Source organism: Coprococcus eutactus, from assembly GCF_025149915.1.
Taxonomy (GTDB): Bacteria; Bacillota; Clostridia; order Lachnospirales; family Lachnospiraceae; genus Coprococcus; species Coprococcus eutactus.
Genome location: NZ_CP102278.1, coordinates 2,849,440 through 2,861,849, shown reverse-complemented (window position 1 = coordinate 2,861,849; position 12,410 = coordinate 2,849,440). Strand labels below are relative to the sequence as shown.

Genomic DNA, 12,410 nt, shown 5'->3' with positions numbered 1-12,410 from the left:
AGACAAGGTTACATATTCAGAAAAATAAGATTAAAGCCGCAGAATTGCTGACATACAATTCTGCGGCTGTGTTTTTATGCAATACAGTAATGATTATGTGCATATTGTAGCTATCTGATCGTATTACAGCATGGAATATCCATAGCTGTTAACAATGGCTTCGATCTTCTTGCCGGCCTTGCACATAGGACATTCGTCAACGGAATAAGATGCGTAATCGTCTATATCCTTCTTGTTGAACAGAGAGTGAACCTCGTGTCCCGCTACTTCGTCAGTTGCCGAGAATATAGCTGAAATACCTGAAATGGTTCCACCGTAATACTCGATACATTCAATACTCTGCTTTATAGTCTTTCCTGTTGTGGCTGAAGCCAGAAGCAGGAGGATATTCTTATCTTTGATCATAGGCTGGAGATTATCTCTGAAGATCAGCTGACCTGATGAGTGAACCTCAGGAGTCATGATGTAAATGGTCTGGTGCTGGTTCATTGACACTATGCCGTTCTCAGTGAGCGCATTTGCCAGATATGCACCTATGACTTCTGTGCCGTCCATACAAACGATGGTATCGACGATGGTGGTTGCCACGTACTCTGTCGCCATGGATTTGGCAGCGGCCAAAGCCATTTTTCTTCTGCTCTTGAGAGTTGTCATGTCAATGTATTTGTTGATATGGGAGTGGTTGGTTGCGAAATGTCCGTCAACCACCTTTATATCAAGTGCGTTGTTATAGGATGATGTAATCTTTGTTGTAATGTTTTCCATAGCCTTTATTCTCCTTTTTAAAATTTGAATTATAATCGCAGAATATTTTGCGAGTGGTCGCAGATTGAATATTCTGGTAAAAAACGTATGCTCGTTAAATTAGCATTACACAATTTCTAGAATGGTGTTGACCAACAGGTCATCCTGCTTAGGGTTCATAAAACAGAATCTTATATATTTGTTGTCAAGACCTCTGATATCCGCACAGCTCCTTATGTATAGTCCCTTTGGAAGACAGTGTTCCACAACATCTCCCGCGGAAACATCATTTTTGAGCAGTTTTATCAGAATAAAGTTTGCAGATGGTTTGTAGAGCTTTATCGTCTTGTGGGTTGATAGAGCTGAGTACACAAGATTGCGCTCTGTCCTTATAAGTTCCCTTGACTTGGAAATGTATTCGTTATCGGTGAACATGGCAACTCCGGCGGCTTCTACAAGCTTGCCTATGCTATAAGGGAGTTCAGTTATCTCCAGAGTCTTTTTAAGAACAGGATTGGATGTGGCCATATATGCAAGTCTGAGTCCCGGTACAGCAAAGAATTTGGTAGTGTTCCTGAGTACGACCACGTTCTCATATTCAGATATAAGAGGAATGGCAGAGTTGACACTGATATCATCCACAAAGTCCATATATTCCTCATCTACCACCATGGTAATATCGTTGCCATCACATATCTTTGCAATAAACTCCATGGATTCTGCATCGATTATCTGGGAAGTTGTTCCGTTTGGATTGGATATGAAGATCATGTCGATATCCTCTGTCAGTTTGGAGATAAAATCAGCTATGTCCAGATTGAAATCCTCCTCTTCCGGTGTGGAGTAGTATGTTATATTGCAGCCGTTCATTGAGAGCAGCCTTTCATAGTTTTGAGCTCCTGGTGTTATGAGAATAACATTTTTGGGAGAAGTAAATTCACATAGTATCTTCACAAATTCGTAGGAGCTTCCCCCGATTATGATGTTGTCTTCATCCGCTCCGGAGTATGCAGATATAGCAGCTTTTAACTTTTTCATGCTACGGTCCGGATAGGTAGACAGCTGACTGAGACTTTCAGAAATGGCTTTGCTCACTGAATCAGGAATCCCAAGTGGATTCATGTTGAGATCTGCACGAACTGTCTCAACCTGACTGATCAGATTCTCTGTTGTAAGATTGATAACCCCTTTTTTCATAAAAAAACCTCTTTTTTAGTTGAATTCAGTTGTTTTAAGTTATTTTTCTGTTTTATATTGTTTAAAAAGAAACAATATTTTGCTATAATCAAAATATATGTCTATTAGTTAATTATACCGATTGGGGACTACAAATACAACTACAACAAGTAAAAATTGACAAAAAGACAACAGAATCAGATACAGGAGACCAGGCGATGAAGGGAATAGTTGAGCAGTATGCACGTGGCGAATTCAAGGTCGACAGGCCGGTTGTTGCCATATCAGTCAGCAGGTTAGAATTGAATATCGAGGCAGGTACAGTGTATGATGGTGAGTTTTCGGTTGACACCACGAATAGCTGCCCAGTGAAGCTGATGGTGTACGACAGCCGCTATATACTGGATTTCAAGAGTCACACGTATGTGGGAAGAAAAAATACAGTGTGCTATTCATTTGATGCCCGTGGACTGGAACGGGGCAAATCTTTTAAAGGTCATATCAACATAATCACAGATGGCGGTGAATTTTTAATTCCATATAACATAACGGTTATAGCTCCGTATATACAGACGGGAGACAGAAAGCTTGAGGATCTGTTTCAATTTGCGTCTTATGCAGAGGAGAACTGGGAAGATGCCATACGGATATTTGGCAGTGAAGATTTTGTGCGCACTTTTATAGGCAGGGATGAGAAACTCCACAGAGTGTACGACGCGTTGGGGCTCTCACTTTCAATAGGTCAGGCTATGGAAGAATTCCTGGTCTATACACATAAAAAGAGGTCACTCACTTTGTCGGTTGCCCAGAATGATCTGTTGGTCGAGATGCCGAAGGAGCTTGTTCGCGCATCGGTGACTATCGCTAAGAACACATGGGGATATACCAACACAAAGATAGCATCAGATTGTGATTTCCTTATTCCCGAGACAAATGTGCTCAAGTGGAACAGCTTTGATGGGAATACATTTGAACTAACATTCTTGATAGACCCGCAGAAGATACATGACGGTGAGTCTGCGGGATACATATATATATGGAACACATACCAGAACATGAAGATCAGGGTCAGTATCAGGAAGCCGGAGGTCGTCAAGATGACACCGAAGAGCAGGCAGACCAGATTCACGATAAAGAGGGCTGAGGAGACTCTGATACGCGCATATATAGACTTCAGAACAGACAAGATAGACCTTGGCAAATATATCGCTGAGACGAGGAATGCCCTGAATACCCTCATAAAATACAGACCTGAATATGGAATGTACAGACTTGGACTGCTGCACATGCAGATTCTCGAGGGGCATACTGAATTTGTGGAGCAGGAGTTCCTCAGAATAGATGCTGATGCCAACTTTACTAGTATGGAAGACATGGAGAAGTGCTATCTGAGCTACCTGAAATCACTGCTCAGAAGAGAAAAATTTCTCATCGACAGGACTGCAATAATGGTTCGCGAGAAGTTTGAGACGAGTAAGAATAACAGGCTTTTCTATTTCTGGATTCTGTTGTTCGTGGATGTGAGTTATACAGAGGATAAATGGGTTCTCTATGATGATATACAGAAGCTTTTCAACGAAGGCGTGAACAGTCCTGTGATCTATTTTGAGATATGTGATATGTTCAACAAACAGCCTCTTATGATGAAGAAGATTGCGCCGCTCGAAATCGCAGCGCTCAGATGGGGCATGAGAAATGAATTCGTGTCCGAGGATGTCATAGTGGAATTTGTCAAGACTGCATCCAGACAGAAGACATTTGATGAACATTCATTTAAGATGCTTGAGCAGATATATGATATGCGTCATGATAAAACGACTCTTGAGGCGATGTGCGGTATACTCATCAAAGACAAGATGTACGATCCTAGATATCACAGGTATTACAGTGATGCTGCAGAGAAGGATCTCAAGTATGTTGGGCTCAACGAGTGCTTTATCAGGAGTATGGACAGGAGACGATATGATGAGATACCTGAGGCGATACTCAGATACTTCAGCTACAAGAATGTGCTGACAGATGATGAGTTGGCATATATTTATGCCAGTGTCATCATGAACAAGGCTGATCAGATGTCGGTATATCGTGATTTTGTTCCTGCCATAGAGCGGTTCATGGAGAAGATGATACTCCAGGGCAAGGTGAGTGATGATCTCACAGTCATATATGATGAGTTCCTTGACCCCGAAACGGTAAAGCCGGAATTTGCCTCTAAGATCATAAACATAATATTTAAGAGAAAGATAGTGTGCGACAACCAGAACATAACAGGAATCCTTGTATCCCATGGGGAACTGGGGGGCGAGGTCAAGGTGCCGGTAGTTAATGGAGAGGCGTATGTTGAGATCATATCCCCATCTGCTGTGATAACATTGCTCGATGACAACGGTGGAAGATATGTGGGTACAATTCCGTACAGGGTAGAGCGGATAGTTGATGAGAGAAGTTATCTAGATATATGTCATGAGTACAGCTTCAAGGATTACAGATACCTATTGTTCCTCTACAATGACATAGATATATTTACCCACAGGGATGCGAAAGAGATCAATCTGACTAGAGATATCGTGCTTTGTCCGGAGGTCAGTTACAGGGTAAGGCAGGAGGCTCTCACCCATATGGTGGAGTACTACCACGAGAACTTTGATGCGGACATTCTTGGCAGATATATGTCGAAGATCGATCTGGATTATGTTGATCCATCGTACGCGTCCAGGATAAACACATACTATATAACCCTTGATATGTACGAGAATGCATTTGAGGGAATGAATAGATTTGGCTATGTGGACGTGGACATAGATGAGCTGATAAAGATCGCTGAGTACGGAATAGATGACAAGAGATATGATGAGAGCAGGCTGCTCATATCGATCTGTGTGTATATATACAGGCGCGGATATGCAGGACAGAAGATACTTTCATATCTTATAAATAATTATAACGGCTCACTTGAGGAGATGGCAAATCTGTTTAAGTCGGTAAATTCCAACTACAGGAATATCGATATGCTGTCGGAGAATATCCTTGCACAGATGATGTTCGCGGATGGTTATATAGAGTCTATATATGATATATTTGATGTGTATTACCGCGGCAGAAGCAGGGGCATGGTTGTGAAGGCATTTCTCAGATACTGCGCACATCAGTATTTTATAAAGGACAAGAAGATACCTTCCAATATAATGGAGGATCTGTACCTTGAGATAGCAAAGGGCAATATAAAGGATGAGATATCAAAAATGAGCTTGCTCTATTACTTCAGCAACAGGACAGGACGATATACAGAAGAACAGCAGGAGTGGATAAGAACTACGGTGAGACAGTTTGTTGAGTTCAGCAAGATACTGCCGTTTTTCAGAAAGTTTGAAGCGATAGTCAAACTTCCGGGTGACATGAAATTCAAGACATATGTCGTATTCAAGGGCGAGAGTGGCAAGCAGGTATGGGTGAGCTATAGCTTTGGCCAGGAGAGCAGCAGTATGGCGAACTACAAATCCGAGAGGATGAATGAGATCATACCGGGGGTATACGTGAAGGAGGTCGTGGTGTTCCATGGCGAATCGCTCATATATTCGATAGATGGGGTTGTCGGAACTTCGGTGGTCGTTGAGAGCGACATATTGAAGAACGAGACATTCCATAAGGGCGGCGGCAGCAGCTTTGAACTCATCAACAACATGCTTGTGAGTCAGGAGACGAGGAATGATCATGAGCTGATACAGGCTATGGACACATACCTGTATGATAGTCATTTCTTCGATGCAAACCTGATGCTGCTTTAACTTTTCATAAGGAGTGGCCCGCGCAAGCGCACACAAATGCGCCTGCTCCATTATTTTCATAAGGAGGAGCCCGCGCAAGCGCACACAAATGCGCCTGCTCCATATTTTCATAAGGAGGAACTTTAGATGGCTGACACACAGTTGTATCTAGGTCTCGATCTGGGACCGGAATATACACAGCTAAGTTATTACAATGCAGATACGCGTGAGCCGGAATCTGTATATCATGAGGAGGCAAAGGACACCTACATGCTTCCAAACATCATGTTTTACAGTGCGTATCATAAGAGAATGGGTGATAATCAGAATGACTGTTATAAGTTTATAGATTTGTCAGGATGGTGTGTCGGTGCAAGGGCCTCAGCTTATAGATTTGAGGACAAAGGAACTGTAGTTGACGGAATCTATGAGAGCACTTTAAAAAATGAGAATATAGAAGTTGAGGGGAGAGGTTATAAGGCTTCTGATCTGATGGTGAAGATGCTTGTGCTTCACATCAAACAGTTTACAGATACCCTTGGTGGATTTGTTATAAAGAGGCTTACAGTGACGGTGGCGGACACTGATCCGCGTATAATACAGGCGGTCAGAGGACTTAAGACTGCACTTAGGCTCAGCCATGACCAGTTCAATATAGTGAGCCATCTGGACAGCGGGCTCTGTTATATATTTGCACAGCCTGAACCACTCAGAAATAACAGCGTGGGATTGTTTGATTTTGGCAGAGCTGGACTTGATTTCTACAGAATAGATATGACGAGAAAATATCCACTCATAGTCACAACGCAGCACATAAACTATCACGACAAAATGAATCTCAGGAGATTTGGAAGATACCATGAGGACATGGATGAGACATTTGCAGACATTGTAAAAGAGTGTACAGAGCAGGTGTTTATATCATCGGTATTTTTAACAGGACTTGGGTTCTCTGAGAACTGGATGAAACAGTCAGCGACGGTTTTGTGTCAGGGGCGCAGAGTGTTTGTCGGACAGAATATATATACGAAAGGGGCATGTTACAGATCTCTTGGCGGAGTGTATACGGAATCACTTAGCCGGTATTTCATTGATACGGAGCAGACGGTCAAGACAAATATCGGCATCAATCTCATGGATGAGAAGAACACATTCTGGCCTATTGTGTATGGAGGTCTTGAGTGGTTTAACACAAGAGGCAGAGTGGTGGTGTTTCTTGATGACACACGGAGAATACAGATAGTTTATCAGGATATACTTACCGAGGAGGAGTATATCGAGACTATAGAGATATACGGTCTTCCGGCGAGACCTCCAAAGACTACGAAGTTATCAATTGAGGTTGAGTACTATGGCGCTGATAAGGGTGCGATAGTCATAAGGGATATGGGATTTGGCAATCTGTATCCTACTACAAATAAGATATACAGAAAAGAATTTGATATATCTGAGATAAAGAAGAAACACGCAAAGAAGATAGAACATGAGCGGATCAAGGCTGCAGAGGGAGACACTGAGGAGCTGATCGGTGAGGATCCTGTGGACAGGGATGCCGAGGCTGAGAGAGAAAGACAGGAGAGGATACAGGCGGAGGAGCTTGCCGCACAGGATGCGCTGAAGCATGAGATACACATGGATCTGGATGACCTAAGATACAGGGCAGAGAATGATAGTGACAATACAGAGGATGTTGTGTATTATGGCACAGCATCACCGGAGCCTGAGGGCGAAGAGGTGGATGTTGATATAGCAGATACAGAGGCTGAAGTGACTGACAGTGATATGTCGGCACCAGTTGGAGAAACGGCAGGCATCGATGAGCAGGAATCTGAGAGCGAAGCAGCAGGCATCGATGAGCAGGAATCTGAGAGCGAAGCAGCAGGCATCGGTGAGCAGGAATCTGAGAGAGAAGCAGCAGGCATCGATGAGCAGGAATCTGAGAGAGACGCAGCAGACATCGACGAGCAGGAATCTGAGAGCGAAGCAGCGGACAGCGATGAGATGAAGTTAGAGGACGAAGCAGCAGACGGTGATGAGCAGGAGACAGAGCGCGCCAAGGAAAAAGACGAAGCAGTGGAGTCTGAACTGGTAGATGAAGATATCACGGAGACAGAGCCTGCATCGGCGTACGTCTACAATGCGGGTGATGTCAAGGAAGATGTTGGAGATGTGGCAGAATCCGATGAGACAGAGGATGAAGACATAGATGTCTATGGAATGAAGATTCATGATGATGATGACGAAGATTATCTGGATTCTGACGAAGACGAACCGGAGCAGAGCAGGTTTACAATACCTGCATATCTCAGGGGACAGCATTTTGATCCCGGTGAGTAAACTGTATGACAGCTGATATAGATAAAAGGTGATACACAGATGAGTGGAATAATTATTTGTAAGACGAAAACAGCAGACAATCCGTATACATTTCTGAATACCAAGATGAGTGTATACACATATGAGGAATTGTGTTACTACATATTCAACAATATGGTTCTGGTCGGAAAGGATGATCTGACTGACAGACTCACAGCATGGCTCAGAGATGAGATCGAGATGTACGATCTGGCGGACAAGGTGGATGCGCTCAATCAGAAAAATGCATATATTCAGGATGTCATGGTGGAGATCCTGACATTTGGCGAATTCTATGGCACGGAGGATATAAAGGAATTCCTCGGAGAGTGCAAGCGTATACGGACTCTGAAGCCTTATGAATTGGATAAGAGGAGAGCAGACAGTTACATGATGTATAAGCATTACATCAAAGCTGATGCCATATATGATGAGATCATAGAGTACAAGGAAAGTCATGATGAATATGACGAATTCCTTGGAAATATATATCACAATAAGGGCGTTGCCCTGGCTGGAAATCTCCAGCTAGAGGAGGCGAAAGCGTGCTTTATCAGAGCATTTTCGCTGAATAAAAACAACGAATCCCTCATAGAATATTTCTGCGTCATGGCGGTAACTGTGGACACTGCCACACTGCAGAGGGAGATAAGAAAGCGCGGAATGCCAGCGGGATTTCTTGACGATCTCATGAGTGAGATCGCTGATTCCAAGGAGGATGTGCATGAGATGTCCATATACAACAAGGTTCAGAAAGCTGTGTACAACAGAATGCATGGGGATATTGAGGATTATGACAGGAGAATGGATTCCCTGCTGAGCACATTGAAGGATCAATTCAGAAACCAGATAGGTTGACTTTGTGCTTGACGCAGCACCAGCCTATGTTGTACTATTCAAAATAAATATATGCAAATGCTGTGACGAAGAGGAGTAGCATGTGGAGTCGGACAGAGAGAATGGTTCCTGGGCTGTGAGACCGTTCCCGACAGAGATGTGCGAAGGTAGCTTCTGAGCTGCGTGGCTGAAAGTATAGTAGGTCATGCCGGGGCGTTCCCGTTATAGGATAAGATGAGATACAAAACAAGGTGGTAACGCGATATATACTCGCCCTTCAGGCTGGATGTCCGAAGAGCGGGTTTTTTTGTGCAGTGCATGGGGAATAAGAAAGCTCCGGCATAAAAAGTCCGGTCCGGATTTATCAAACAGTAAGAAATCAGAAACAATAGAAAGGAAGAATGAGATGAAAGAGTTAGAGAAGACATATGATCCTTCCCAGATAGAGGACAGACTCTACAGAAAGTGGGAGGAAAAGAAGTATTTCCATGCAGAGGTTGACAGGAGCAAGAAGCCATTTACGATAGTAATGCCGCCTCCAAATGTAACAGGACAGCTCCACATGGGACATGCCCTGGACAATACCATGCAGGATATACTTATCAGATTCAAGAGAATGCAGGGCTACTCTGCACTGTGGCAGCCTGGCACAGACCACGCAGCCATCGCAACCGAGGTCAAGGTTACAGAGAAGCTGAAGGAGCAGGGAATAGATAAGAAAGAGATCGGCCGTGAGGAGTTCCTCAAGCATGCATGGGCATGGAAGGAGGAGTACGGCAACCGTATCGTGAGCCAGCTCAAGAAGATGGGTTCATCTGCTGACTGGGATAGAGAGAGATTCACCATGGACGAGGGCTGTTCTAGAGCTGTAAAGGAAGTTTTTGTAAGACTGTACGATAAGGGCTACATCTACAAGGGCTCAAGGATCATCAACTGGTGTCCAGTGTGTAAGACTTCCATATCGGATGCAGAGGTTATCCATGAGGAGCAGGACGGATATTTCTGGCACATCAACTATCCTGTAGTTGGGGAGCCTGGAAGATTTGTTGAGATAGCAACCACAAGACCTGAGACACTTCTCGGAGATACAGCCGTTGCTGTAAATCCTGATGATGAGAGATACACAGATATAGTTGGAAAGATGCTGGAGCTGCCACTTACAGACAGACAGATCCCGGTTATCGCAGATCCATATGTTGACAAGGAGTTCGGAACAGGCTGTGTAAAGATCACACCTGCCCATGACCCTAACGATTTCGAGGTTGGAAAGCGTCACAACCTTGAGGAGATAAATATACTGAACGATGATGCAACCATCAATGAGCTGGGCGGCAAGTATGCAGGCATGGACCGCTACGAGGCAAGAAAGCAGATGGTGGCAGACCTTGACGCACTTGGACTCCTCGTAAAGGTCGTTCCACACAGCCATAACGTAGGAACACACGACAGATGTAAAACAACTGTAGAGCCGATGATCAAGCCTCAGTGGTTCGTCCGCATGAAGGAGATGGGACAGGCAGCGCTTGACATCATCAAGACTGATGAGCTCTCATTTGTGCCTGAGCAGTTTGACAAGACATACATCCACTGGCTTGAGAACATCCGTGACTGGTGTATATCAAGACAGCTCTGGTGGGGACACAGAATCCCTGCATGGTACTGCGACGAGTGTGGCGAGACCATTGTAAGCCGTGAGACACCTACAGTATGTCCAAAGTGCGGATGCACACACCTCACACAGGATGAGGACACACTTGATACATGGTTCTCATCAGCACTGTGGCCATTCTCAACACTTGGCTGGCCAGACAAGACACCTGAGTACGAGTATTTCTATCCTACAAGCGTGCTTGTAACAGGATATGATATCATCTTCTTCTGGGTAATCCGTATGGTATTCTCAGCACTTGAGCAGACAGGAAAGAGCCCATTCAAGCACGTACTGATCCACGGACTTGTAAGAGACGACCAGGGACGTAAGATGAGTAAGTCTCTTGGAAATGGTATCGACCCACTTGAGGTTATTGATAAGTACGGCGCAGATGCTCTTCGTCTGACACTTATCACGGGAAATGCCCCTGGAAACGATATGCGTTTCTACTGGGAGAGAGTCGAGAATTCCAGAAACTTTGCAAATAAGATCTGGAACGCAACTCGTTTTATCATGATGAACATGGAGAAGGCAGATTTCTCAGCTGTGAAGCTGTCTGATCTGACAATAGCTGACCGTTGGATCCTGTCCAAGGTCAACACTCTTGCAAAAGAGATGACAGACAACATGGAGAAGTTCGAGCTTGGTATCGCGGTATCCAAGGTATACGACTTCATCTGGGAGGAGTTCTGTGACTGGTACATCGAGATGGTTAAGCCTCGTCTCTACAATGATGAGGATGAGACAAAGGCAGCGGCACTCTGGACACTTAAGACAGTACTTATCCAGGCACTTAAGCTTCTTCATCCATACATGCCGTTCATCACAGAGGAGATATTCTGTAATATTCAGGACGAGGAGGAGTCGATCATGATCTCCAAATGGCCTGAGTACACAGATGAGTGGAATTTCGAGGCCGACGAGGCAGCTGTTGACACGATCAAGGCAGCAGTTCGTGCCATCAGAAATCTTCGTACAGGAATGAACGTACCACCTAGCAGAAAGGCAAAGGTTTATGTCGTATCTGCCAAGGAGGACGTGAGATATATATTCGAGTCATCAAAGAGCTTCTTTGCCACACTGGGATATGCCAGCGAGGTACATGTACAGGAGGACAAGACAGGAATCGATGAGAACGCTGTATCAACACTGATCCACGACGCTGCTGTATACATTCCTCTTGAGGAGCTTGTTGATATAGACAAGGAGATCGAGAGACTTGAGAAGGAGGCTGCAAAGCTTGCCGGAGAGATCAAGCGAGCATCCGGAATGCTTGCCAATCCAAAGTTCGTTGATAAGGCACCAGCCGCAAAGGTCGAGGAGGAGAAGGCAAAGCTTGCAAAGTACACAGAGATGTCTGAGCAGGTTGCCGAGCGTCTTGCACAGCTGAAGAAGTAATAAATAAGTAAATGGGGTCCCGACAGACGGTAGCTGCGCCTGCCGGGACTTCTTGGCTTGAAAAAGCAGTATAGGTTTTGCGGATTTGTTTGTGACCGCAAATATATCTGCCTCATATCATATAACAGAAAGGATTTTCTATATGTATGAGGGAGGTGGAATGAGTGGGGTTCACAAGTATTCCTATTCGCAACATTATCCACGAAGCGGTCGCCAGGGGTGGTATAATAGTGGATGTCAGAAGCCGTGAGGAGTTTGCATCCGGGCATATTCCGATGGCGATCAATGTACCGCTGGAACAGATCGAGGAGGGGGCTTATTCACTTCCAAAGAGTAAGTACCTGATCGTATATTGTGAGCGCGGTATAAGCAGTATGAGGGCAGCCCTTGCCATGGGTGAGGATGGCTACAAAGTAATCAACACGATAGGTGGTCTTGCACAGTATAAGGGACCGCTCACAAGACAGAGATGACAGAATAGCTGA

7 protein-coding genes and 1 other annotated feature are annotated in these 12,410 nt (G+C 44.5%); of the genes, 5 read left to right on the top strand and 2 right to left on the bottom strand.

What is annotated here, in order from left to right:
- Positions 1 to 123 precede the first annotated feature (123 nt).
- Both NQ536_RS12715 and NQ536_RS12710 read right to left on the bottom strand, forming a co-directional pair.
- A complete protein-coding gene (locus tag NQ536_RS12715) occupies positions 124 to 765 on the bottom strand; it encodes a type I phosphoribosyltransferase (RefSeq protein ID WP_004850749.1) in 642 nt (213 codons plus the stop codon).
- Positions 766 to 870: 105 nt separating this feature from the next.
- Positions 871 to 1,941, bottom strand: a complete 1,071-nt coding sequence (locus NQ536_RS12710) for a pyridoxal phosphate-dependent aminotransferase (RefSeq protein ID WP_004850747.1) — start codon at positions 1,939 to 1,941, stop codon at positions 871 to 873.
- Between the two features lie 197 nt (positions 1,942 to 2,138).
- Between NQ536_RS12710 and NQ536_RS12705 the strand changes: the two genes are divergently transcribed.
- The 5 genes from NQ536_RS12705 (at position 2,139) to NQ536_RS12685 (ending at position 12,398) form a co-directional block, all read left to right on the top strand.
- The gene (locus tag NQ536_RS12705) at positions 2,139 to 5,705 is read left to right on the top strand and encodes a DUF5717 family protein (protein ID WP_004850744.1); all 3,567 of its coding nucleotides are present in this window, start codon (positions 2,139 to 2,141) and stop codon (positions 5,703 to 5,705) included.
- 126 nt (positions 5,706 to 5,831) lie between these two features.
- Positions 5,832 to 8,021, top strand: a complete 2,190-nt coding sequence (locus NQ536_RS12700; RefSeq protein ID WP_004850741.1) for a DUF5716 family protein — start codon at positions 5,832 to 5,834, stop codon at positions 8,019 to 8,021.
- A 39-nt stretch (positions 8,022 to 8,060) separates the two neighbouring features.
- Entirely contained in the window at positions 8,061 to 8,897 is an 837-nt protein-coding gene (locus tag NQ536_RS12695) for a hypothetical protein (RefSeq protein ID WP_004850740.1), read from the top strand.
- Between the two features lie 53 nt (positions 8,898 to 8,950).
- Positions 8,951 to 9,157, top strand: a binding site (T-box leader).
- 125 nt (positions 9,158 to 9,282) lie between these two features.
- Entirely contained in the window at positions 9,283 to 11,925 is a 2,643-nt protein-coding gene (locus tag NQ536_RS12690) for a valine--tRNA ligase (protein ID WP_022058567.1), read from the top strand.
- 164 nt (positions 11,926 to 12,089) lie between these two features.
- Positions 12,090 to 12,398, top strand: coding sequence for a rhodanese-like domain-containing protein (locus tag NQ536_RS12685; RefSeq protein ID WP_004850737.1), 309 nt, complete (start codon positions 12,090 to 12,092; stop codon positions 12,396 to 12,398).
- Positions 12,399 to 12,410: the final 12 nt, after the last annotated feature.